Annotated in this window: 18 protein-coding genes; 8 read left to right on the forward strand and 10 right to left on the reverse strand. The window is 66.0% G+C overall.

Features of this window, described 5'->3' with window-relative positions:
- The first annotated feature begins 17 nt into the window (after positions 1-17).
- Positions 18-638, forward strand: a complete 621-nt coding sequence (locus ACFC2Y_RS00085) for a MarC family protein (protein ID WP_375173018.1) — start codon at positions 18-20, stop codon at positions 636-638.
- 31 nt (positions 639-669) lie between these two features.
- Positions 670-1,248 (forward strand): TIGR02281 family clan AA aspartic protease, encoded by a 579-nt coding sequence (locus tag ACFC2Y_RS00090; RefSeq protein WP_375186114.1) that lies wholly within the window; start codon positions 670-672, stop codon positions 1,246-1,248.
- Between the two features lie 8 nt (positions 1,249-1,256).
- Here the strand turns inward: ACFC2Y_RS00090 and ACFC2Y_RS00095 are convergent, their stop codons facing one another.
- Both ACFC2Y_RS00095 and ACFC2Y_RS00100 read right to left on the reverse strand, forming a co-directional pair.
- A complete protein-coding gene (locus ACFC2Y_RS00095) occupies positions 1,257-1,724 on the reverse strand; it encodes a DNA polymerase III subunit chi (RefSeq protein WP_375173020.1) in 468 nt (155 codons plus the stop codon).
- A gap of 1 nt (position 1,725) precedes the next feature.
- Complete coding sequence (locus ACFC2Y_RS00100; RefSeq protein WP_375173724.1) at positions 1,726-3,192, reverse strand: leucyl aminopeptidase; 1,467 nt, start codon at positions 3,190-3,192, stop codon at positions 1,726-1,728.
- Positions 3,193-3,362: 170 nt separating this feature from the next.
- Here ACFC2Y_RS00100 and lptF point away from each other — a divergent pair, with 170 nt between their 5' ends.
- From lptF to rsmA, 5 genes are read left to right on the forward strand one after another with little or no spacing between them, the layout of a single operon-like run.
- Entirely contained in the window at positions 3,363-4,505 is a 1,143-nt protein-coding gene (gene lptF, locus ACFC2Y_RS00105) for an LPS export ABC transporter permease LptF (RefSeq protein WP_375173021.1), read from the forward strand.
- On the forward strand, positions 4,502-5,599 hold the full coding sequence (gene lptG, locus ACFC2Y_RS00110) for an LPS export ABC transporter permease LptG (protein ID WP_375173022.1): 1,098 nt from the start codon (positions 4,502-4,504) through the stop codon (positions 5,597-5,599). The genes lptF and lptG overlap by 4 nt, the downstream gene beginning before the upstream one ends.
- Positions 5,596-7,740 carry an LPS-assembly protein LptD gene (locus ACFC2Y_RS00115; RefSeq protein WP_375173023.1) on the forward strand — a complete coding sequence of 715 codons (2,145 nt, stop codon included), beginning with the start codon at positions 5,596-5,598 and terminating at the stop codon, positions 7,738-7,740. Before lptG ends, ACFC2Y_RS00115 begins: the two co-directional genes overlap by 4 nt.
- A 29-nt stretch (positions 7,741-7,769) precedes the next feature.
- A complete protein-coding gene (locus tag ACFC2Y_RS00120; protein WP_375173024.1) occupies positions 7,770-8,993 on the forward strand; it encodes a peptidylprolyl isomerase in 1,224 nt (407 codons plus the stop codon).
- Positions 8,993-9,832 (forward strand): 16S rRNA (adenine(1518)-N(6)/adenine(1519)-N(6))-dimethyltransferase RsmA, encoded by an 840-nt coding sequence (gene rsmA / locus ACFC2Y_RS00125; protein WP_375173025.1) that lies wholly within the window; start codon positions 8,993-8,995, stop codon positions 9,830-9,832. Before ACFC2Y_RS00120 ends, rsmA begins: the two co-directional genes overlap by 1 nt.
- 61 nt (positions 9,833-9,893) lie before the next feature.
- Here rsmA and ACFC2Y_RS00130 read toward each other — a convergent pair whose 3' ends face one another.
- The 3 genes from ACFC2Y_RS00130 to ACFC2Y_RS00140 form a co-directional block, all read right to left on the reverse strand.
- Positions 9,894-11,246 (reverse strand): cytochrome P450, encoded by a 1,353-nt coding sequence (locus ACFC2Y_RS00130; RefSeq protein ID WP_375173026.1) that lies wholly within the window; start codon positions 11,244-11,246, stop codon positions 9,894-9,896.
- The gene (locus ACFC2Y_RS00135; RefSeq protein WP_375173027.1) at positions 11,243-12,505 is read right to left on the reverse strand and encodes a hypothetical protein; all 1,263 of its coding nucleotides are present in this window, start codon (positions 12,503-12,505) and stop codon (positions 11,243-11,245) included. The genes ACFC2Y_RS00130 and ACFC2Y_RS00135 overlap by 4 nt, the downstream gene beginning before the upstream one ends.
- Before the next feature lie 107 nt (positions 12,506-12,612).
- The gene (locus tag ACFC2Y_RS00140) at positions 12,613-13,362 is read right to left on the reverse strand and encodes a cytochrome c biogenesis CcdA family protein (RefSeq protein ID WP_375173028.1); all 750 of its coding nucleotides are present in this window, start codon (positions 13,360-13,362) and stop codon (positions 12,613-12,615) included.
- A gap of 78 nt (positions 13,363-13,440) precedes the next feature.
- Here ACFC2Y_RS00140 and ACFC2Y_RS00145 point away from each other — a divergent pair, with 78 nt between their 5' ends.
- Entirely contained in the window at positions 13,441-13,677 is a 237-nt protein-coding gene (locus ACFC2Y_RS00145; protein ID WP_375173029.1) for a sulfurtransferase TusA family protein, read from the forward strand.
- 483 nt (positions 13,678-14,160) lie between these two features.
- Here the strand turns inward: ACFC2Y_RS00145 and ACFC2Y_RS00150 are convergent, their stop codons facing one another.
- From ACFC2Y_RS00150 to purQ, 5 genes are all read right to left on the reverse strand, one after another.
- Positions 14,161-16,812: an Rne/Rng family ribonuclease gene (locus ACFC2Y_RS00150; protein WP_375173725.1), complete on the reverse strand. Its 2,652-nt coding sequence runs from the start codon at positions 16,810-16,812 to the stop codon at positions 14,161-14,163.
- A gap of 463 nt (positions 16,813-17,275) precedes the next feature.
- Positions 17,276-18,352, reverse strand: a complete 1,077-nt coding sequence (cysK, locus tag ACFC2Y_RS00155) for a cysteine synthase A (protein WP_375173030.1) — start codon at positions 18,350-18,352, stop codon at positions 17,276-17,278.
- A gap of 520 nt (positions 18,353-18,872) precedes the next feature.
- Positions 18,873-20,210 carry a sigma-54-dependent transcriptional regulator gene (locus ACFC2Y_RS00160; RefSeq protein WP_375173031.1) on the reverse strand — a complete coding sequence of 446 codons (1,338 nt, stop codon included), beginning with the start codon at positions 20,208-20,210 and terminating at the stop codon, positions 18,873-18,875.
- Positions 20,211-20,239: 29 nt separating this feature from the next.
- Entirely contained in the window at positions 20,240-22,021 is a 1,782-nt protein-coding gene (locus ACFC2Y_RS00165) for an ATP-binding protein (RefSeq protein WP_375173032.1), read from the reverse strand.
- A 60-nt stretch (positions 22,022-22,081) separates the two neighbouring features.
- Positions 22,082-22,750: a phosphoribosylformylglycinamidine synthase subunit PurQ gene (gene purQ / locus ACFC2Y_RS00170; RefSeq protein WP_375173033.1), complete on the reverse strand. Its 669-nt coding sequence runs from the start codon at positions 22,748-22,750 to the stop codon at positions 22,082-22,084.
- Positions 22,751-22,763 lie beyond the last annotated feature (13 nt).

The following is a 22,763-nucleotide window of genomic DNA, read 5'->3' on the forward strand; positions in this document are numbered from 1 at the left end:
ACCGGGACAGTCCGCTGATGGACAGCGCCTTCTATATCACCGCCTTCGTCACGCTCTTCGTGATCATCGACCCGATCGGATTGACCCCCGTCTTTACCGCGCTGACCCAGGGCCAGGGAGCAGAGCGGCGGCGCGCGCTGGCGCTGCGCTCCTGTCTGATCTCGCTCGGGTTGCTCACGCTCTTCGCCATCTTTGGCGAGGCGGTCATGGGCTTTGTCGGGATCACCATGCCCGCCTTCCGCATCGCCGGGGGCATCCTGCTGTTCCTGACGGCGCTTGAAATGCTCTTTGAACGCCGGACCAAACGGCGCGAGGACCAGTCGGAACATGCCGAGGACCAACCCGATCCGTCTGTCTTTCCGCTGGCCATGCCGCTGATTGCGGGGCCCGGGGCGATTGCCACGGTGATCCTGCTGGCCGGACGGCAACCGGGCCTTCTGGGCGCGCTGTCGGTCGTCGGCGTGGCCGCGGCGGTGCTGGTGCTGGTCTTTGCCTTCTTCCTGACCGCCGGGATGCTGGAACGCCTGCTGGGGCGGACCGGGATCAACGTGGTGACGCGGGTCATGGGGATGCTTCTGGCGGCGCTGTCGGTCCAGTTCGTGCTGGACGGTCTGAAGGATTTCGGCTTCGCAGGGTGACGGCGCGCGTCGCTGTGCCTATATCCGTGCCATGGATACAAATTCGACCATGCACCTCGCCTATCTCATCCTGCTGCTGCTCGCGGTCGGCGGATGGATGTTCACCCAGGGCCGCAAGCACTGGGGCCGCCTGGCACAGCAATTCGCCGCCTGGGTGCTGATCTTTGTCGGGGTCCTTGCCGCCGTCGGGCTGTGGGGCGACATCCGCCAGACCGTCGTGCCCAGCCAGACCGTCCTGCAGGGCGGCGCGATCAACGTGCCGCGCGCGCCGGACGGGCACTATTACCTGACGGCGGAGGTCAACGGCACCGCGCTGCGCTTCATGGTCGACACCGGCGCCAGCGATATCGTTCTGACGCAGGAGGATGCGGAACGGATCGGGTTGGACCCGAAGGCGCTACATTATTCCGCCCGCGCCTTCAGCGCCAATGGCGAGGTCGGCATCGCGCCGGTGGTGCTGGACAGTGTGGCGCTTGGCCCGGTCCGGATGGATGGCGTGCGGGCCATGGTGAACGCGGGCGACATGCAGCAATCGCTATTGGGCATGCGCTATCTGCAGCAGTTCTCGAAGATCGAGATCGGCGACGGGGCGCTTCTGCTTACGCCGTAAGGCCGGGGTCAGCCCTGCGCCGCATTCTCCGCCTTCATTTCCCAACTGCCCGAGGCTTCGGACCAGTATTTCGCGCCGCAGCCCGCGTCGATCAGGCTTTTCCACTGGACGCGGGCATGTTGCACCGCCTCGTCATCGGTCCCGTCGAACAGAACGCAGGTCCGCTCCATCGCCCTGACCTCCTCCGGCAGGACCCCCGCCCCGTCGATGGTCATGAGGCAGGCCGGGCTGTTCCCGGCTTCCCCCGTGGTCAGCAGGATTGGCTGCAGGGCGTCATGCTCGCCCCCCGCAAGGCCATGCGGCAGAAACCCCTCCTCCGGGCCGAGCCAGAGCTTCTGGTCCAGCCAGTCCAGCCTGTCGGGCGAGGTGCCCCGCACCGCGATCCGCCACCCGGCCCCGCGCGCCTTGCCCAGAAGCATGGGCAGGGTCTGTTCCAGCGGGGTATGGGTCAGGTGGTAGAAATAGGCCTCGCCCATGTCACTCCGCCTCGAACCTGTCCCGGACCAGACGGTCCAGCGCCCGCACGCCCCAGCCCGTCGCGCCTGTAGGGGCAAAGGTGGTGTCGGCCTTCACGCTGGCGACGCCGGCGATGTCGATATGGGCCCAGGGTGTCTCCTCCTTGACGAAGCGGCGCAGGAATTCGGCGGCGGTGATCGACCCGGCGGGGCGGCCGCCGATATTGTTGGTGTCTGCGATGCGGGATTTCAGCTGCTTGGCATAGGCCTTGCCAAGCGGCATGCGCCAGGCGCCCTCGCCCACGGCCTCGGCGGATTTGATCAGCCCGTTGCACAGCGCATCATCGGTGGAGAAGACCCCGGCATTGTGATGCCCCAGCCCGATGATGATCGCGCCGGTCAGGGTGGCCAGGTCGATCAGGCCCGCCGGTTTGAACCGGTCCTGCGCGTACCACATCACGTCACACAGGACGAGGCGGCCTTCGGCATCGGTGTTCGTCACCTCGATCGTGTCCCCCTTCATGGAGGTCACGACATCCCCGGGCCGCATCGCGTTGCCCGAGGGCATATTCTCGACCAGACCGACCAGGCCCACGACATTGGCCCTGGCCTTGCGCAGCGCCAGCGCCTTCATCGCGCCGGCCACCGTGCCCGCGCCGCCCATATCCATGGTCATGTCTTCCATGCCGCCCGCCGGCTTGAGCGATATGCCGCCGGTGTCAAAGACCACCCCCTTGCCGACCAGCGCTAGGGGGGCCTCGTCCCCGCCGCCGGTCCACTGCATCACCACGACCTTGGAGGGGCTGTCGGACCCCTGCCCGACCGCCAGAAGCGCGCCCATGCCCAGCTTTTCCAGCTCCGCCTCTTCCAGCACCTCGACCTTGAGGCCGATGCTCTCCAGGTCTTTCAGCTGATCGGCGAATGTCGTGGTCGTCAGCACATTGGCGGGCGCATTGACCAGATCGCGGGTAAAGAAGACGCCCTCGGCGACCGACAGAAGATCGGCGGTCCGGGCCTGCATCTCCTCCGGATTGCTGACCTGGGCGGTGATCGCGCCGGGGGTCTTGGGGGTGTCGGTCTTCTGATCGGTATAGGCATAGGCGCGCAGCACGCAGGCCTCGATCAGTTCGGGCAGGCGCTGCGACGGGCCAAGGATCAGCAGGGGTTTGTCGCCCAGGGCTTTGCCAAGGGTCGCGCCCGCCTCGCGCAGCGCCTCCATCTCCGGACGGCGGGGCAGGATGACGATGTCCAGCGCCTCGGCCGCCATGCCCGTGGGCCAGTTCAGCGAAATCACCGTCCCCGGCTCGGCCTTCCCGAAGGCTTCGCTCTCCACCAGACGGGCCAGGGCGCCACGGGTCAGCCGGTTGATCCGCCGCCCGGCGCGACTCAGCGTGCCTTCGGGCGGAACGATCAGGGCGGTGCGGCCCGTGGCCTCGGCAATGGCATCGAGGTCATGGGCGGTAAAGCTGACGGCGGCGGTCTGGGTCAAAAGCATCTCCTGCATGGGGTTTTCCGGGGTCCGCGCGGGGCGCGAGACGGGTTTCGCGCGAGGCTAGCGTCCACCCGCCAATTTGGCCAGATAGCAGTTTTCCCCCCCTTCCAAATCCGCTAGGGTTCGGGCCAGCCCGCTGCCGGGGCGAAGGAATTTGGGGGACAGCCTTGTCACGATTCGACAGATATATCCTGTCGCAATTCATGGTGCTGTTCGGGTTCTTTTCGCTCGTCCTGGTGTCGATCTACTGGATCAACCAGGCGGTGCGCCTGTTCGACAGTCTGATCGGCGACGGGCAATCGGCCTGGGTGTTTCTGGAATTCACCGCGCTGACCCTGCCGAACGTGATCCGCATCACCCTGCCGATGGCCAGTTTCGCGGCGGTGGTCTATGTCACCAACCGCCTGTCGTCGGAAAGCGAACTGGTGGTGATGCAGTCCACCGGGTTCTCCCCCTGGCGGTTGGCGCGGCCAGTGCTGTGGTTCGGGCTTTTCGTCGGGCTTTTCATGTCGGTGATGACGCATCTGCTGGTGCCCGCCTCAATGACGCAGCTGCAGCACCGCCAGGACGATCTGGAGCGGAACTTCACCGCCCGTCTGCTGACCGAGGGCACCTTCCTGCATCCGGCGGCCGGGGTGACGTTCTACATCCGGTCGATCGAACCGGATGGCGCGCTGACGGATGTCTTCCTGTCGGACCGGCGCAACCCGGAGTCGCCGCAAACCTTCACCGCCGCCAAGGCCTATCTGGTGGCTGATCGCGCCTCGGCAGAGGGATCGGCGAAACTGGTCATGGTGGATGGTCTGGCGCAGACGCTGCGGACGGACAGTCAGCGGCTGTTCACAACGCATTTTCAGGACTTCACCTACGACATCGAACGGCTCTTCGGGGCCCGAACGGCGAGTTTCGTCCATGTGCGGTATCTTTCCACCTGGCAGCTCTTCACCCAGGAAGACGCGGTGATGAAACTCACCGGCGCGTCGCTTGGCGATGTGGTGGTGGAACGGCACGAGCGGTTCGAACAGCCGCTGATGTGCATGGCCGCTGCGCTGATCGGCTTTGCCGCGCTACTGGTCGGGGGGTTTTCCCGTTTCGGCGTCTGGCGTCAGATCGTGCTGGCCATCGTGCTGCTTTTGGTGATCAAGGGGATCGAGGGCGCGGCCTTTGACCCGGTGCGGCGCGATCCGACGCTCTGGCCGCTGGTCTATGCCGCGCCGGTGGCCGGGCTTCTCATCGGCAGCGCCATGTTGTGGTGGGCATCGCGGGCGCGCCGCCCCCGCAAACCACGCGACGCGGAGGTGGCGGCATGATCCTCAACCTCTACCTCGCGAAACGTTTCCTGCGGACCTTCGGCGGATTGCTCCTCGTCTTCCTCCTGATGTCCCTGCTGATCGACGTGGTGGAACACCTGCGGCGGCTTGCCTCGACCTCGGCCACCTTCGGTCAGGTGGCGCAGCTGGCCCTGCTCAACGCGCCGCAGGGGATCTACACGATCCTGCCGCTGGTGCTGATCCTGGCCACGGTGGCGCTGTTCCTGGGGCTCGCGCGGTCCTCCGAACTGGTGGTGGTGCGGGCGGCGGGGCGCTCGGCCCTGCGCGCGGTGATCTCTCCGGCGGTGACGGCCTTTCTGGTCGGGGTGCTGGCGGTGGCGGTGATGAACCCGATCGTGGCTGCGACATCGAAACGCTATTCCGTGCTGCTGGAGGACTATCGTTCCGGCGGGCGCGACGTGATCTCGCTCTCGGCGGAGGGGCTCTGGCTGCGTCAGGGCGGGGCCGAGGGGCAGACGGTCATCCGCGCCGCACGCTCCAACCCGCAGGCGACGGAACTCTATGACGTGACCATGGTGCAATATGCGCCCAATGCCGGTCCGACACAGCGGATCGAGGCGCGCAAGGCCCGGCTGATCGACGGCGCGTGGGAGCTGACCGATGTGCGGACCTGGCCGCTGGACCAGGGGTTGAACCCGCAGGCCCGGACCGAGCAGCTGGAACGGATCGAGGTGCCTTCGACCCTGACGGAGGCCCGTATCCGCGACACCTTCGGCGAACCCTCGGCCATCCCGATCTGGGACCTGCCGACCTATATTCATCTGCTGACCGAATCCGGCTTCTCCGCGCGCCGCCATGCCGTCTGGTTCCAGATGGAACTGGCGCGGCCGCTCTTCCTGGTCGCCCTCGTGCTGGTCTCCGCCGCCTTCACCATGCGGCATGTGCGGTTCGGCAATACCGGGGTCGCCGTGCTGACCGCCGTGATGCTGGGCTTCGCGCTCTATTATCTGCGCAACTTCATTCAGATCATGGGCGAGAATGGCCAGGTGCCCGTCGCCCTCGCCGCCTGGGCACCGCCGATCGCCTCGCTCCTCCTGGCCATCGGATTGCTGCTGCACAAGGAGGACGGATGATACGACATCTGATCCTTGTGCTGATGCTGACGCTGATGACCCTGCCCGCCCTGGCCCGCGCGCAGGACGGTGACGATCCGGCCATGCTGGTCGCCGACCGCGTCTGGCTGGAAGGGCGCGACCGCGTCGTCGCACAGGGGTCGGTGGAGGTGCTGCACGGCGACGCCCGTCTGCGCGCCTCCCGGGTCAGCTATGACCGGGAGAGCGAGCAACTGTTGATCGAAGGGCCGATCGTGCTGACCCGGGGGACAGATCAGGTCGTCATCGCGGATGCAGCGGAACTGGACCGCGACCTGCGCAACGGGATGATCCGGGGCGCGCGGATGGTGCTGGACCAGCAGTTGCAGCTGGCCGCCGCGCGACTGGACCGGGTGGAGGGGCGCTATTCGCAACTGACCCGTGCGACCGTCTCCTCCTGCAAGGTCTGCGGCACCCGGCCGCCGCTGTGGCAGATCAAGGCGCGGCGGGTGATCCATGACCAGGAGGAAAAGCAGCTCTATTTCGATGATGCGCGGCTGGAGGTCATGGGCACACCGATCTTCTGGTTACCCCGGCTCCGCCTGCCCGATCCCAGCCAGACACGGGCGACCGGGTTCCTCATCCCCTCGATCCGCCGCAACTCGCAGCTCGGCACCGGGATCAAGCTGCCCTATTTCATCCGGATCGGCGACCACCGCGACCTGACCCTTACACCATATGTCGCGACTCGCACCACGACGCTGGAATGGCGCTACCGGCAGGCCTTCGTCAACGGCGGCATCTCCTTCTCCGGCGCGATCAGCAAGGACGAGCTGAAGCCCGCCATCACCCGCGCCTATGTCGAGGGCGAGGGCCATTTCGATCTGCGCCGCGATTTCAAGCTGGATTTCCGCCTCGCCGCGGTGAGCGACGATGCCTATGTCACCGACTACGGCTATTCCGATGCCGACCGGCTGGAAAGCGAGGTGACCCTCTCGCGCGTTCGGCGGGATGAGTATTTCTCCGCCGGGCTGGCCAATTTCCATTCGCTCCGCGTGACCGAGGACAATGCGACGATCCCCTCCATCGTCGCCGACATGACCTATGAGCGGCGGATTTTCCCCCGCTTTGGCGGCGAGTTGCGGCTGACCGCCGACCAGCACAGCCACCTGCGCTATTCCAACCTCAACGTAGACGGGCCGGATGCGGATCTGATCACCGACGGACGCGATGTCACGCGGCTGTCGGTCGGGGCCAGCCTGCGCAACGGCTGGACCCTGCCGTTCGGGCTGCGCGCCGATGGCATGATCGGGGTGGTGGCCGACAGCTTCCGCACCGCCCAGGACGCCGCCCTGCCCGCCAGCGACAGCGAAATCAGCCCCTCCGCCGCGTTGACCCTGCGCTGGCCCTGGGTCCGGCACAGCCTGAACGGCGTAAGCGAGGTGATCGAACCCATTGCCATGGTCGCCTGGACCGGCGGGGACGGCCTGGCCGTGGCCAATGACGAAAGCACCCGGGTCGAGTTTGACGAGGGCAACCTGCTGAGCCTGTCGCGCTTTCCCGCGCCGGACCGCCGGGAACGCGGACTGCGGGCGGCGGTCGGGATCAACTGGACACGCATCGACCCCACGGGATGGGACTCCCGCCTGACGCTTGGCACGGTGCTGCGCAAGCAGTCGGCGCTGACCTTCACCAATTCCTCCGGGCTCAGCGGCACGACCTCCGATCTGCTGGTGGCCGGACAGATCCGCACCGCCGCCGGTCTGACCGTGACCGCGCGGGGGCTCTTCGATCATTCGCTGAAGGTGAACAAGGCCGAGGCCAAGGCAAGCTGGGTCGCGGGGCGCTACGACCTCTCGGCCAGCTATGTCTGGCTGACCGCGGATCTGGCGGAGGATCGACCGACCTCGATTTCAGAATGGGCCTTCGACACCAGTGTCGACCTCAATCCCAACTGGCGTGGCACGCTTTACGGGCGCTACGACATCGTCGCGGATGAACCGATTTCGGCGGGGCTTGGCCTCGTCTATTCAAACGAATGCGTGGATGTGACGCTTTCGGCCTCGCGCCGCTTCACCTCTTCCACTATCGTCACGCCAGCCACGGACTTCAGCTTCACGATCGGGCTGCGCGGCTTTTCCGCCCGGACATCGGGCGGGGGCGCGTCCCGATCCTGCCGCTAGAGCCCCAGAGACAAGACCAGCAAACGGACATGACTATGCATATCCTCATCCGCCTCTGCCTGACCCTGACACTGATCGTCGTCGGCCCGGCCCTGAGCGTGCAGGCCCAGAGCTTCAGCCCGGCGATCAAGGTCAACGAACAGGTGGTGACCGAATTCGAGCTTGAGCAGCGGGAGCGGATGCTGCGTCTGTTCCGCACCCCTGGCGATATCCCCGAACAGGCGGCGGAGCAGATGATCGACGACCGGCTGCGGATGCAGGCCGCGCGGCAGCTGGGCATTTCACCGTCGGAAGAGGAAATCCTCGAAGGCATGACCGAATTCGCCGGCCGGGCCAATCTTTCCGCCGAACAATTCCTCCAGGCACTGCAACAGGGCGGCGTCGCGCCCGAATCCTTCCGCGATTTCGTCCGTGCCGGTCTGGCATGGCGCACCGTGGTCCAGGCCAGATTCGGCCCCAAGGTGCAGGTCTCGGAACAGGAAATCGACCGCGCCATCGCCTCCGGCGGGGCTTCCGGCGCCTCGGTCCAGGTGCTGATGTCCGAGATCTTTCTGCCGATCAACGCCGAGAACCCCGATGAAACCCGCGCCCTGGCCAACCGGATTCGCCGGACGAACGCGACGGGCTTTGCGCAGGCGGCGCGGGAATATTCCTCCGCCCCCTCTGCCGGTCAGGGGGGCCGCGTGAACTGGGTTCCGGCCTCCAACCTCTCGCCGCAGCTGCGCGGGGCCATCCTGGGACTGCGCCCCGGTCAGATCAGCGCCCCGGTGGAGGTCAACGGCCAGATTGCCCTCTTCCTGCTGCGCGCGATCGAACAATCCGACAGCCGCGCGCCGTCGAACTACAGCGCCATCGAATATGCCGCCTACTACATTCCCGGCGGCCGCAGCAGCCAGGCCCTGGCCCAGGCGGAAAAAGTGCGCAACCGCGTGGACACCTGTGACGACCTCTATGGCGTGGCCAAGGGCCAGCCCGAAGAGGTGCTGGAACGCGGCACCAAGGCCCCTGGCGAAATCCCCTCGGATATCGCGGCGGAGCTGGAGAAGCTGGACGCCGGAGAGGTGTCCACCGCGCTGACACGGTCCAACGGGCAGACGCTGGTCTTCCTGATGCTTTGCGGGCGCAGCTTTGACCTTTCGGGCGCGGTCTCGCGCGAGGGCGTGGCGCTGGACATCCAGAACCGGCGGCTCACCTCCTTTGCGCAGGGCTATCTGCAGCAGCTTCGGTCCGAGGCGCGGATCACCCGCTACTGATGGCCGCGATCGACGGGCTGCCACCCCTGCGCGAGGTCATCGCGACACATGGGCTGGCCGCGAAGAAATCCCTCGGGCAGAACTTTCTGCTGGATCTCAACCTGACCGCCAAGATCGCGCGTCAGGCCGGGGATCTGAGTACCTGCGACGTGCTGGAGATCGGGCCCGGCCCCGGCGGGCTGACCCGGGGCCTTCTGGCCGAGGGCGCGCGGCGGGTTCTGGCGATCGAGAAGGACGCCCGCTGCCTGCCCGCGCTGGAGGAAATCTCCGCCGCCTACCCCGACCGGCTGGAGGTGATGAACGGTGATGCGCTGGAGGTGGACCCGCTCGCGCGGCTGACCCCGCCGATCCGGGTTGCCGCCAACCTGCCTTACAACGTGGGGACGGAACTGCTGGTCCGCTGGCTGACACCGCCGGACTGGCCGCCCTTCTGGCAGAGCCTGACGTTGATGTTCCAGCGCGAGGTGGCCGAACGGATCGTGGCCCGCCCCGGCAGCAAGGCCTACGGGCGGCTGGCGCTGCTCGCCTCCTGGCGGGCGGAGGCGCGGATCGTCCTGTCGCTGCCGCCCGAGGCCTTCACCCCGCCGCCCAAGGTGTCCTCCGCAGTTGTGCACCTGACCGCCCTGCCTGAACCGCGTTACCCCGCCGATCCCAAGGTATTGGAGCGCGTGGTGGCTATGGCCTTCAACCAGCGGCGCAAGATGTTGCGCTCGGCGCTCAAGGGGCTGGCACCCGACATCGAGGATCGCCTGATCGCCGCCGGTATCAAACCGACCGACCGGGCAGAGACCGTCGGGTTGGAACAGTTCTGCGCCCTGGCGCGGGCCGTGGCCGGGTGACGCGCTGCGCGCGGGCCTCCGGCGGGAGTATTTTGGGAAAGATGAAGCTGCGGGACCTGGCTCAGCGGCGGGTGAGCCGCAGGTGGATGCCGTCGCGGGAGCGGACGGTGAGATGGGCGACCGGAACGGGGGCCTCGCCGACCGCTTCGACCCGGAAATGGCGCAGGATCATCGACAGGATCAGCGGCCCCTCGACCATGGCGAACCCGGCCCCGGTGCAGACGCGCGGCCCGGCGGAAAAGGGGATCCAGGCGTCGCGCAGGCAGGTCTTGCCGTTTTCGGTCTGCCAGCGTTCGGGGTCGAAATCATCGGGCGCCTCCCACAGTCTTTCGTGGCGATGCAGGTGCCAGGGACTGAGCACGATCTGCGCGCCGGGGGTGATGTCGCGGTCGCGGAAGCGTTCCGGACAGGTGGTTTCGCGCACCATCATCGGCACCGGCGGATAGAGGCGCAGCGCCTCGCGGAAGGTATCGCGGCTGAGGCGCAGGCGGGACATGACGGAAAAGTCGGGCCCGTCGTCCAGCGCCTGTGCCTCCTGCGCCAGGTTCTCCTGCCAGTCGGGGTGGGTCGCGACGAGGTAGAGCGTCCAGGCCAGAGCGGAGGCGGAGGTTTCATGCCCGGCGAGAAAGAAGATCGCCACCTGATCCACCATTTCGTCCGTGTCGAACCCCTCGCCGGTCTGGGGGTCCCTGGTCGTCATGATCTTGGTCGCCAGATCCTGCGGAGCGGTGCCCTGACGTATCTGGTCCTGCCGCTCCGTCGTCAGGCGGGTGATGAGAGCACGGATGTCGCGGGCGGCGCTGCGGGTGCGGCGGCTGTGGAAGCGGGGCAGCCATTTCGGCAGCGGAACGAAGGCGGCGATGTTCAGGATCGGCGCGGAGCGCTGGTAGTCGCGGAACCGGGTGAAGACCTGGGCGGCGATCTCATGGTCGATCGGGATGGAAAAGAGCGTGCGAAAGATCACATCCGCCGCCGCGTGGGAAGTTTCGGCCTCGATCTCCACCGGCCTGTCGGTTTTGGACGAGAGGCGGGCGACGGTGGCCTCTGCCGCCTGCCACATCGCCGGGAATGTGTCCTTGAGGCGCCCGCCCTCGAAGGCCGGGTCGATGATGCGGCGCTGGCGTTTCCAGCTCTCGCCATTGGTCAGGAAGACCGAATTGCCAAGCAGCGGCCGCAGCCCTTCGGAGATGCGGTTGGACTTGGGGAAGGCGTCGGGACGGTCCTTGAGTACGGTTTTCACCAGGTCGGGCTGGTTCACGAGGTAGGATCGGAAGAAGGGCGTGCGGAATTCGGCCATCCAGGCGCGGTAGAGGCGCGCGGGTTGGGCGGAGAGGATGTCCTGCCGAAAAAGCCTAACATAGCGGCGCAGGGAGACCTTGTCGGGCCGGGCCGCGGGTTTTGGCGGGCGGGTCATGCGGTGCTCCGGAACCGGTTGACCGGGGTCTCGATGCGGGAATTTGACGGGGCTTTGTCGCGGTAGCGGTCGTACAGTGTAAGTGGGCCTGCGGTGATGCGGAAATAATCGTAATGGCCGGGCTGATCGAAAGCGCACAAGTACTGGAAATGCAATCGGAAAAACCGCCAGCGCAGGGATTTCCAGCGCGCCGGGCTGAGAGTTTGCGTGAAGGCGGCCGACAGGACCAGCGGCCAGCGTTTGCCCTCTGGCGCGACGCCGGTGACGCTGACGGGATCGCACAGCGCGAAGGCGCAGCCGTCGCCGGGAGCGGTCACATCGACCCAGGTCAGCCCGGGTTGTTGCGAGAGATAGGCCAGATCAGCGCGCAACCTGTGCGCCCGGGGCAGGAAGGAGACCATGGGCACCACCTGGCCGAGCGAGAGGAAGCTGAGCGTCGGGCCGTCCTGCGGAACCCGTCCCTGGCGGAGCAGGTCGGAGAGGATGGAGACGGCGAGATGCGCGCCGGAGGAATGGCCGACCACGAGGACCTCGTCCGTGTCGCTGTGCAGGGCGTCGTCAATTGTGTTGGCAAAGTCTGAAATACGCTCTTCCAGTGGTTGAGGATTGCCCCCCAAGTACCTGGCTGAGAAGGAATAGTCATGCATCAGGTAATAGGCGAAGAACTTGCCGTCCCTGGCCTTGAACCAGCGCAGCAGGCCAATGCCGAGGGCCAGTCCGGCCGCCCAGGACAGCAGGATGCCCGGGTACAGCAAGGGAGTGACGGCCTCGCCCGGGAAGATGCGGCCGCGGATGAAGCTGATGATCTCGAAGGTCAGGTGCGCTGCGGCCATGCCGAGAGCTACGGCGATAAGCAGTTGAACCAAAAGGAAAAGGACCGGATAGAGGGCGGCGATGACCGGCCCCTTGCGCAGGCGCATCAGGCGGAAGAGCGCGCCCGTGCCGATGTAGACTGACGCTGTACGTATCAGCGCGAGGTAGGTCGCGGGGATCGAGCCATCCATGCTGTTGCGCACGATGTCGGACCAATAGAGCACCTCTATGTCCGTCTCGACCGACGTGCCGTCCTGCGTGGCGCTGACATGCCAGCCGTAGGGGCCCTGTGTCGCCTTGGGGCGCAGGGCGATGTCGTAGCCCGAAATTTCCGCCTGCGCGGCGCCTTCCTTGCGGTAGAGCTCGCGGTAGCGGCGCGGGTGAATCGGGTCGTAACCGGGGATGTAAAAGACCCGGCGTTTGCGGATGTGGGTTGGGCTGCTCATATCGGCCTCTTTTTTGTTTTGAGGCAATATAAACCATGTTGGGGGCGAAAGTGTGAATAAAGCGTACGGTGGTCCGGACGCTTCATTTGACATTCAGGTACAGGAGGTTAGCCGAGTGTCGCGAGGCCCGGGAAAGTCTCCAGCAGCCAGAAGGACATGGAGGAGAAGCCCCCCGTCAGCATCAACAGACCGATGGTCCAGAGCAGCAGGCCCATGATGCGTTCGATCCGCTCCATGTTGCGTTTCATCCAGTTCATCGTGCCGGTCAGGCGCGGCAGGAAGGCCGCGACCAGCAGGAAGGGGATGCCAAGCCCCGCCGCATAGACCGCTAAAAGCGTCGTGCCCCGGGTGACGGAGGCCTCCGAGGCGGCAAGCGACAGGATCGCGCCGAGCTGCGGGCCGATGCAGGGGGTCCAGCCGAAGGCGAAGGCGAGACCGAGGACATAGGCGCCGAAGGCCGATCCGCCCCGGTCGCCCGCATCCAGCCGCGCCTCGCGGTCGAGGAAGCCGATGCGGTAGATGCCGAGGAAATGCGCGCCGAAGATCATCACGAGGATGCCGGCGATGGTGTTGAAATATTCCTGGTATCTCAGGAACATCGTGCCAACGACCGACGCCGCGAAGCCTAACAGCAGGAAGACGGTCGAGAGGCCCAGCACGAACATCGTGGCGGTGGTCAGCGCGCGCCCGCGCCGCTGCCCCTCGCCCAGGTCGTTGAGCGTGACGCCGGACATATAGGCGATATAGGGCGGCACAATGGGCAGGACGCAGGGGCTGAGGAAGGAAATTCCCCCGGCCAGCAGCGCCACGAACATGGCGGGCAACAGGCCCGCGTCAAAGATGTCTATCCCGAACATGGGTTCCGATTAAACGGTTCCGCCGGTGGCGTCACGTGGCGTGTTGTCACAAAGGCGTGGAGCGGGTAGCGGAGGAGCATGGACGAGGTCGACATAGATGCCCGCGGGTTGCTTTGCCCCCTGCCCGTTCTGCGGCTGCGCAAGCGGCTGCAGGGTGTGGCGGAGGGTGGAGAGCTGACGATGCTGACGGATGATCCGGTGGCGGTGATCGACGTGCCGTTTTTCTGTTCCGAAGCGGGGCACGAGGTGGTCGAGGCGCGGGAGGTGGAGGGTGCGCGGTTCTTCCGGGTGCGTCGGGGGAGTGGCGCGTGGTGAGGCCGGGGAAGAGATGGGTGCGGAGCACCCATCCTACGGGGCTGTTCGTTGGAGTTGTTGACGTCCTGTGTTCTGTTTCCGGCGTGGGGCAAGAGGTGGTCGAGGCGCGGGAGGTGGATAGCGCGCGGTTCTTTCGCGTGCGTCGGGGGAGTGGCGCGCGGTGAGGCCCGGGGAGAGATGGGTGCGGAGCACCCATCCTACGGGGCTGGCCGTTGGAGGTGTAGACGTCCTGTGTTCCGTTTCCGGCGTGGCGCAAAGGCGGTGCCTTTAGACCGTAGGGTTTGAGGTTTGTTCCGGACTTGAGGCGGGGCCTCTTTATGGCGCGATCGGCGGCGAGGTCCCGGCGCGTGGGCCGGGACGTTGATGTGATAGGATTGGCAAAGGGGGCTCGGCGTGGGGGCCGGGACATGGGGCGGAGCTGACCGTCGCGCATGAAAAAGCCGCTCCTTTCGGGGCGGCTTTTTCCTTTTCGATACGTCCTGATCAGCCTTTGCCGAGCGACCACCAGCCGCGGCGCTTGGGCTTGTCCGGCTCATCCGTGGCCTCGGCCGGTTCCAGTTGCTTCTCCGGCTCGGGGGCCGGTTCCGCGGCAGGCTCCGGGGCCTCGTCCTTGGCAGGTTCGGGCTCCGCCTCGGCAACGGGGTCCGCTTCGGGCTCCGCTGTCGGAGTTTCGGCGGCGGCGGGGGCCTCCTCGGCGGGCGGCTCCACGGCCTCCGGTGCAGGCTCCGAGGTCGGCTCTGGCGCGGTTTCGGCGGCAGGCTCTGCCGCCTCTTCCGGGGCCGCTTCGGGGGTCTCCGCCGGGGTGTCCTCGACCTTCTTCTTGCGGCTGCGCGAGCGGGTCCGCTTCTTGGGCTTGGCCTCTTCCTCAGCCTCGGGGCTGTCGGATTTGGCCTCGGCCTCGGCTGCCACTTCGGCGGGTGCCTCGGCGTTCTCCGGAGCAGCGGGCGCCTCGGTTCCGGCCTCGTCGGCGCTGTCGCTGCCCGCCGACTGATCGTCGCCGGAGCCGCTGTCCTCGCCCTCGCCGTTGCCGCCACCGCGACGCCGCCGCCGACGACGGCGACGCTTCTTGGGCTTCTGTTCCTCCGCGTCGGCCTCGGGCGTTTCCGCGGCCTCCTCCACCGGCTCCTCGACGATCTCGTCATCGACCTCATCCATCAGCGAGGCGCTGGCGGAGACAAAGGCGGTCGGTTCGGGGACCGAGCGGGTAGCCGTCTTGAACTTTTCGAGCGTGAAGTCGGGGCTGACCAGATGGGGGTCGCCCTCGATCCGGACGGAGAGACCATAGCGGGCCTCCACGTCCGCGACATGTTCGCGCTTCTGGTTCATCAGGTAGTTGGCGATGCCGACCGGGCATTTCACCAATACCTCGCGGGAGCGGCGGCGCACGCCCTCTTCCTCGATCTGGCGCAGGATGTTCAGCGCCATGCTGTCGTCGGACCGGATCAGGCCGGTGCCGTGGCAGGACGGGCACGGCTGGGTCGTGGCCTCCAGCATGCCGGGGCGGAGACGCTGACGCGACATTTCCAGCAGGCCGAAGCCGGAGATGCGGCCGACCTGAATGCGAGCGCGGTCCGTCTTGAGCTTGTCCTTCAGGCGCTTTTCGACGGCGTTGTTGTTCTTGCGCTCGTCCATGTCGATGAAGTCGATGACGATCAGACCGGCAAGGTCTCGCAGGCGCAACTGGCGGGCGACCTCTTCGGCGGCCTCCAGGTTGGTCTTGGTCGCCGTCTCCTCGATCGAGCCTTCCTTGGTGGCGCGGCCGGAGTTGACGTCGATGGCGACCAGCGCCTCGGTCACGCCGATCACGATGTAGCCGCCGGATTTCAGCTGCACGGTCGGGTTGAACATGCCGCCGAGGTAGGATTCTACCTGGTAGCGCGCAAAGAGCGGCATGGCGTCGGCGTAGTGCTTCACGTTCTTGGCGTGGGACGGCATGATCATTTTCATGAAGTCCTTGGCGTTGCGGTAGCCGCGTTCGCCTTCGACCAGAACCTCGTCGATGTCGCGCGAATAGAGATCGCGGATCGAGCGTTTGATCAGGTCGCCTTCTTCATAGATCTTGGCCGGCGCGATGGATTTCAGCGTCAGTTCGCGGATCTGTTCCCAGGTCCGCTGGAGGTATTCGTAGTCGCGCTTGATCTCGGTCTTGGTCCGTTTGGCGCCCGCGGTGCGGACGATCAGGCCCGCGCCCTTCGGCAGGTCGATCTCGGACGCGGTTTCCTTGAGCTTCTTTCGGTCGGCGGCGTTGGTGATCTTGCGGGAGATGCCGCCGCCCCGGGCGGTGTTGGGCATCAGCACGCAGTAGCGGCCGGCGAGGGAGAGATAGGTGGTCAGGGCGGCGCCCTTGTTGCCGCGTTCCTCTTTCACGACCTGGACCAGCAGGATCTGGCGGACCTTGACGACCTCCTGGATCTTGTAGCGGCGCGGGCGCGGCTTGCGGATCGGGCGGAGGTCTTCCTGATCGTCCTCGTCGGCGACGGATTCGATCTCGTCATCGTGGGCGGTGGCGTCGCGGACGGAGTCTTCCTCGTCACCCTCGTCGGAGGTGTCCTCGTCGGATTGCGCCTCGTCAGGGGCGTCGCCCTCGTCATCACCGGAGGCGGCGGTATCGTTGTCCTCGGCCTCGTCCGGATCCTCGACGGGCGTTTCGTCGACCGTTTCCATCGGCGACAGCCCCTCGAGCTCGTCGTCGGTTTCCAGATCAATCGTCTCCATCCCGGAGATCTGATCCTTCAGGACCGCATCCTCGGCATCGGATTCCACCTTGGCAGCCTTGGCGGGCCGACGGCGGCGGGTGCGTTTCTTGGGCGCCTCCTCTTCCTCTTCGCGCGCCTTCATCGCCTCGGCGTAGGCGCGCTCTTCCTCCATCAGGGCCTCGCGGTCCGCGACGGGGATCTGGTAGTAATCCGGGTGGATTTCCGAAAAGGCGAGGAAGCCGTGCCGGTTCCCGCCATAGTCCACGAATGCGGCCTGGAGCGAGGGCTCCACCCGCGTGACCTTGGCGAGATAGATGTTTCCGGCTAGCTGGCGTTTGTTTTCAGATTCAAAGTCGAATTCCTCGACCTTGTTTCCGTCGACCACCACAACGCGGGTCTCTTCCGCGTGGGTGGCATCGATGAGCATTTTCTTGGCCATGTTTTCCAATTGCACGACGACGCCCCCTGACGGCCGGGTGGGCCCAGGGGGAATACAGCGTGTCTGATAAGGGCGATTGAGCGGGCGTCCCGGGCAATGGGCGCGGGACGGCGCGATTGCGCCCTGCCCCTGCTCTCACTTGTCCCGTCGCGCCTCATCGCGGTTCTTCTCCGGCGGTTTTTCCACGACTTGCGCGGTGTCCGCCCGTTCGGTGCCTCGTCAGTCCCTCGGGACAGCTTGGCGTTTGCGTGACCCTTTGCAGGATCCATTCGGTCTGTCCATCTGCCCGGGACCCGTCATTCGGACGGTCCCAGAGGCGGGTGGAACAGAGAAACTCATGAAGGTCGGCACCAGAGGCACCGAGCCATTCTTCATCATAAAGCCCCTACAGGTGAAAAGACAATGTCCAATTTGGGGGTCGGCGCGGCGAAAGCGCCTGTGCAAGGGCATATGGTCTGTCGCCTCATTCCATCTGCGCGCCGGGGGTGGAGCGGGAAATGGCCTGCTCCTCCTCCGTCATGCCTTCGGCGATTCCCTCGAAAAGCGGCGTTGTCATGTAGCGTTCGCCCGTGTCCGGCAGCATGGCGAGGATCACCGTGCCCGGTTCGGCGGTTTCCGCGATCTTCATGGCCACGGCCAGGGTGGAGCCACCGGAGATGCCGGTGAGGATGCCTTCCTTCATGGCCAGTTTGCGGGCCCAGTCGATGCCGTCGGGTCCGGCAACGGGGATCAGCTCGTCAAAGCTGTCGCTGTCGAGGAATTCCTGCAGCACGGAGGGGATGAAATCCGGGGTCCAGCCCTGGATGGGATGGGGTTCGAACGCGGGGTGGGAGGCGGCGGGGCTGCCATCGGCGGTCCGCTCCTGCGCCGTGCCGGAGCCGACGAGTTGGGCGTTGGCGGGTTCGGTCAGCACGAGGCGCGTCTCGGGGCGTTCCTTGCGCATCACGCGGGACAGGCCCGTGATCGTGCCGCCGGTGCCATAGCCGCTGACGATCACGTCGAGGCGCTGGTCGGCGAAATCGGCCAGGATCTCGCGCGCGGTGGTGGCCTCGTGAATGTCGGCATTGGCCTCGGTTTCGAACTGACGCGCGAGGAACCAGCCGTTCTTTTCGGCCAGCTCGGTGGCCTTCTGGTACATGCCGAAGCCCTTGAGCGCCTTGGGCGTCAGCACGACCTTGGCCCCCAGCATCCGCATCAGCTTGCGCCGCTCGACCGAGAAGCTTTCGGCCATGGTGACGACCAGCGGATAGCCCTTGGCGGCGCAGACCATGGCGAGGCCGATGCCGGTATTGCCGGAGGTCGCCTCCACCACGGTCATGCCGGGCTTGAGCGCGCCGCTGCGTTCTGCAGCCTCGATGATGTTGATCGCCAGCCGGTCCTTGACCGAGGCGGCGGGGTTAAAGAATTCGGCCTTCACATAGACCTCGACGCCGTCGGGGGCGAGGGTGTTCAGCCGGATGACCGGGGTATCCCCGATGGTCTCGACGATGCTGTCATAGGTCTTGCCGCGACCGGTGGTCGTTCTGGTGCCTGCGTCCATCTTATGTCCCTCCGCTGGTGTGGTCGGGACGAGGGTAAACCCGCGGCGGCGGCGATGGCCAGTGTAAAGGGGGGCGGGTCGTAAAGGGGGGCCGGTCCTTGCATAGGGCTGCGCCGACCCGCGGGTGGCGCAATAGCGCCGCCCGTCACGCCAGAGGCGTGCCAGTCTATTCTGGCGCACCTTCGGTGCGACGGGGCGGGTCGGCGCTGCCCGGCGGTGCCGCCGGGCGGTGCGTTTGATCGGTGTCCCGAGTAAGTCCAAGAAGACAAAACCGACAAGACGTCCGCCTGCACAAGAGCTCAAGAGCTTGCGTAGAATCCTTCGACAGAATCCAAAATGGCGAGGGGCTGCCACCCGGATGAGCGTCGCAAAGGTGGACCTACCCGCGGGGCGCGGGTCATCCTCGGGCTTGACCCGAGGATTTTGTGCCGACCAGTGCGGCGAATGGCGGGAGATCCCCGGGTCAAGCCCGGGGATGACGGGGCGCGTTATTGGTGGGCGGCCCGTCCGGAGTGGCTCTTCAGTTCAGGTAATCCGACCGCTGCAACCCGTATTTCGCCATCTTCTCGTTCAGGGTCCGGCGCGGCAGGCAGAGTTCGTCCATCACGCTGGCGATGGAACCCTTGTGGCGGCGCATGGTGTTGTCGATCAGCATCCGCTCGAAGGCCTCGACATATTCCTTGAGCGGCTTGCCCTCGGTCGTGACCACGGCCTGCATGTCGTCATGTTCGGTCATCAGTAGCGAGGCGATGGTACCGGAGCCGCGGCGCGATTGCAGCACCGCGCGTTCGGCCACGTTGATCAACTGGCGGACGTTGCCCGGCCAGGGGGCCTGCAAGAGTTGCGCGGCCTCCTGCGCGGCGACCTTGGGGGCGTCGCAGCCGTATTCCTCGGCAAACTGTTCGGAGAACTGGGTGAAGAGGGTCAGCACGTCCTCGCCCCGCTGGCGCAGGGGCGGCACGGTGATGCGCAGCGCCGCCAGGCGGTAGAAGAGGTCGGAGCGCATGGCATCCTCGCAGGTGCGCTCGGCCTCCTGCATGTTGCAGATGGCGACGATCCGGGTCTCCGCCGGGGTGCCCTGTTCGTTGATCGCGTTCAAGAGCTTGCCCTGCACCGCATCGGTCATGCCCTCGATATCTTCGAGCACCAGGGTGCCGCCGCGGGCCTCTTCCATCGCGGGAAGCTGGCTGTCCTCGGGTTTCATCGGGCCGAAGAGGCGCTTGGTCAGGGCCGCTTCATCCATGGCGGCACAGCTGACCAGGACGAACCGTTTGCCCGCCCGCGCGCCGACGGCGTGCAGGGCATGGGCGACCAGGGTCTTGCCGGTGCCGGTTTCGCCGTCGATCAGCACGTGACCGTCGGCCTGGCCCAGGTCGAGAATGTCCTCGCGCAGTCGTTCCACCGCCGGGGAGGTGCCGATCAGTTTCTTCATGATCTCGCCGCCGTCGGAAAGCTCGCGCCGCAGCTGGCGGTTATCCATCACCAGGCGGCGGGCATTGGCGGCCTTCTTGGCCAGCTGGTTCATCCGGTCAGGATCAAAGGGCTTTTCGAGGAAATCGAAGGCTCCGATGCGCATGGCCTCCACCGCCATGGGCACGTCGCCATGGCCAGTGATCATGATGACCGGGAGGGCGCTGTCGGACCCCATGAGCTTGCGCAGGAACTGCATCCCGTCCATGCCGGGCATCTTGATGTCGGAAATCACGATGCCGGGATAATCCGGCCCCAGCTTCTTCAGCGCATCCTCGGCGCTGGCGAAGGTTTCGGTGTCATAGCCCGACAGGGCAAGCCACTGGCTGATCGACTGACGCATATCCGTCTCGTCATCGACGATCGCGATTTTCATGGCCTTCTGCATATTCGTACTCCGGTGGTTACACAGGCGCGCTATTCTGCGGCTTCAATCTCGGCCGTATCGGACAAGATAGGCAGTTGTATCTCGAAAACAGCCCCACCCCCCTCGGCGTTCCGTGCGGTGAGGCGTCCGCCAAGGTCGTTCACGATACCAGAGGAGATGGCAAGACCCAGACCGACGCCATCACCAGGTTGTTTTGTGGTGTAGAACGGCTCGAACAGATCCTTGAGATTTTCGATCCCGGAGCCGTTGTCGCGCACGGTGATCGTGGCGGTTTCCCCGGCCGACAGGATGACGTCGATGGCGGGCTGGTCGACAGCGGAAGTCGCGTCCACGGCGTTGCGCAGCAGGTTGATCAGCACCTGTTCCAGCCGCACCCGATCGGCCATGACCATGACCGGTTTTTCGGGGATCGCCCGTGTGATCCGGATGTGGCGCTGGCGCAGTTGCGGCTCCATCATGGAGAGGGCGGAATTGAACGCATCGCCAACGTTTACAGGGGCAAACTGCTCCCCTCCCTTGCGGGCGTAGGATTTCAGCTGACGGGTGATCGCGCCCATGCGGCCGATCAGATCGTCGATGCGTTGAAAGCTGGCCAGGGCCTCGTCCGGGCGGTTGCGGCGCAGCAGTAGGGCGGCGCCGGCAAGGTAGGTCTTCATCGCCGCCAGGGGCTGGTTCAATTCGTGGCTGACAGCCGCCGACATCTCGCCCAGGGCGGCGAGTTTCGAGGACTGCGCGAGGGTCTGTTCGGCGACGCGGAGCGACTTCTGCATCCTTTCCCTCTCGGCGATTTCCCGCTGGAGCCTTGCGTTTAACGCGCGGAGGTCCGCCGATTCATTCTGGAAGAAGGCCATGCGCACCGCGTTCTTGCGGGACAGCGCATAGAAGGCAAGCGCGAGCAGGATCGCGAAGCCCATGATTTCCAACGCCAGAACTCCGTTCACTTTTTCGCGCACCGAGGCATAGGTGGTGAAGCTGGCGATCTGCCAGCCCCGGAACGGTAGCCGGGAGGAGACGCGCATCACCGCCTCGCCCTTCACATAGGCATCGGGCGGCAGGGCGGACCAGTCGGTGGTCGCCTGAATGGCGCGCTGGATGGCGGTTTCGGGCGGTTCGCGTTGCAGGGCGACGCCTTCGGTCAGGCTGCGCCAGCGCGGTTCGGTCGCTAGGATGATCTTTCCGGTGCTGTCAGTAACCAGAACGGCGTCGGAGATCCCGGCCCAGGCGCGTTCGAATTTCTGCAGGTCGACCTCCACCACGATGACGCCGATGACGGAGCCGGTGCTCTCCATCCTGCGGGAATAGGTGAAGCGGTATCCGACGCCTTCGCGTTCGGCCACGGTGAAGATCGTGCCGGAGCTTTCCTGCGCGCCGACGAAATGCTGCGTTCCCGCATGCAGTTCGCCCAGGCGGTTGCGGTCGGTCGCCGCCACCGTGCGCCCGTCCTTGTCCAGCAGCATGAGCGAGGCCGCCCCGATTTCATCGACGAAGGAGATCAGGCGCTGCGTGGACTGCGAATAATCGGCGGAGTTGAGCGCGCCGATCAGTGTCGGGTCGCGCGACAGCAACTGCGGCACGATGGAATTCCGGCGCAGTTCCGACACCAGGTTGCCGCCGTAGAGCGCCAGGCGCAGTTCGGCCCGGTTGCGGGTGTTCTGGGTGAAACGGTCGGTCAGGGCGGAGTTGGTGATCCAGACCGTCAGGATGGCAATGGCGATGAAGAGGCCCAGGGCCACGCGGCTTTGCCATGAAAAGGTCCGCCCCCCGCTGAAGCGGGCCCGCGATGTTTCGAAAAATTGCGGCCGGTCGGTCATGCCATACGATACGTCAGCACGGGGTGCCGCTCAAGCACGGGCGCGTGAGGGCCTCCGGGATCAGGCGGAAACCAGCGCGCTCATCAGCGTCTGGAACATGGCCCGGCCGTCACTGCCGCCAAGCGCCTCGTCCGCGGCGCGTTCGGGATGCGGCATCATGCCCAGCACGCGGCGGTTCTCGCTCAGCACGCCGGCGACATCCCCGGCGGAGCCGTTCGGATTGTCGGTGTAGGTGAAGGCAATGCGGTCCTCTGCCTGCAGCTGATGCAGCAGTGCCTCGTCCGCCTGATAGTTGCCATCATGGTGGGCGATCGGGATCTGCAACTCGGTCCCCGCGTTCCAGGCGCGGGTGAAGTCGCTGTCGGAGGTGCGCACGGTCAGCGGCACGGTGCGGCAGATGTATTTCAGACCGGCATTGCGCAGCAGCGCGCCGGGCAGGATGCGGGTTTCCGTCAGGATCTGGAAGCCGTTGCAGATGCCCAGGGCATAGCCGCCCCGGTCGACGTGCGTCTTTAGCGAGCGGGTGATCGGAGAGTTGGCCGCGATGGCCCCGCAGCGCAGGTAATCGCCGTAGGAGAAGCCGCCCGGAACGCCGACGATATCGGTGCCCTCGGGCAGCGCGTCGTCCTTGTGCCAGACCATGGTGACATCGGCCCCGGCCTGTTCGAAGGCGACCTTCAGGTCGCGGTCACAGTTCGATCCGGGAAAGACGAGGATGGCGGCCTTCATGGGCGGGCACTCC

The organism is Pseudooceanicola sp. (genome assembly GCF_041987405.1).
GTDB lineage: Bacteria > Pseudomonadota > Alphaproteobacteria > Rhodobacterales > Rhodobacteraceae > Pseudooceanicola.

What these genes read in the sequence shown, in the direction of transcription:
- ACFC2Y_RS00120 (WP_375173024.1), top strand. Translation starts at nt 7,770, where the DNA reads ATGACTATGCATATCCTCATCCGCCTCTGCCTGACCCTGACACTGATC.
- ACFC2Y_RS00145 (WP_375173029.1), top strand. Translation starts at nt 13,441, where the DNA reads ATGGACGAGGTCGACATAGATGCCCGCGGGTTGCTTTGCCCCCTGCCC.
- ACFC2Y_RS00090 (WP_375186114.1), top strand. Translation starts at nt 670, where the DNA reads ATGGATACAAATTCGACCATGCACCTCGCCTATCTCATCCTGCTGCTG.
- ACFC2Y_RS00130 (WP_375173026.1), bottom strand. Translation starts at nt 11,246, where the DNA reads ATGACCCGCCCGCCAAAACCCGCGGCCCGGCCCGACAAGGTCTCCCTG.
- ACFC2Y_RS00135 (WP_375173027.1), bottom strand. Translation starts at nt 12,505, where the DNA reads ATGAGCAGCCCAACCCACATCCGCAAACGCCGGGTCTTTTACATCCCC.
- cysK (WP_375173030.1), bottom strand. Translation starts at nt 18,352, where the DNA reads ATGGACGCAGGCACCAGAACGACCACCGGTCGCGGCAAGACCTATGAC.
- ACFC2Y_RS00115 (WP_375173023.1), top strand. Translation starts at nt 5,596, where the DNA reads ATGATACGACATCTGATCCTTGTGCTGATGCTGACGCTGATGACCCTG.
- lptG (WP_375173022.1), top strand. Translation starts at nt 4,502, where the DNA reads ATGATCCTCAACCTCTACCTCGCGAAACGTTTCCTGCGGACCTTCGGC.
- ACFC2Y_RS00085 (WP_375173018.1), top strand. Translation starts at nt 18, where the DNA reads ATGGACAGCGCCTTCTATATCACCGCCTTCGTCACGCTCTTCGTGATC.
- ACFC2Y_RS00095 (WP_375173020.1), bottom strand. Translation starts at nt 1,724, where the DNA reads ATGGGCGAGGCCTATTTCTACCACCTGACCCATACCCCGCTGGAACAG.
- purQ (WP_375173033.1), bottom strand. Translation starts at nt 22,750, where the DNA reads ATGAAGGCCGCCATCCTCGTCTTTCCCGGATCGAACTGTGACCGCGAC.
- ACFC2Y_RS00160 (WP_375173031.1), bottom strand. Translation starts at nt 20,210, where the DNA reads ATGCAGAAGGCCATGAAAATCGCGATCGTCGATGACGAGACGGATATG.
- ACFC2Y_RS00165 (WP_375173032.1), bottom strand. Translation starts at nt 22,021, where the DNA reads ATGACCGACCGGCCGCAATTTTTCGAAACATCGCGGGCCCGCTTCAGC.
- ACFC2Y_RS00140 (WP_375173028.1), bottom strand. Translation starts at nt 13,362, where the DNA reads ATGTTCGGGATAGACATCTTTGACGCGGGCCTGTTGCCCGCCATGTTC.
- ACFC2Y_RS00150 (WP_375173725.1), bottom strand. Translation starts at nt 16,812, where the DNA reads ATGGCCAAGAAAATGCTCATCGATGCCACCCACGCGGAAGAGACCCGC.
- rsmA (WP_375173025.1), top strand. Translation starts at nt 8,993, where the DNA reads ATGGCCGCGATCGACGGGCTGCCACCCCTGCGCGAGGTCATCGCGACA.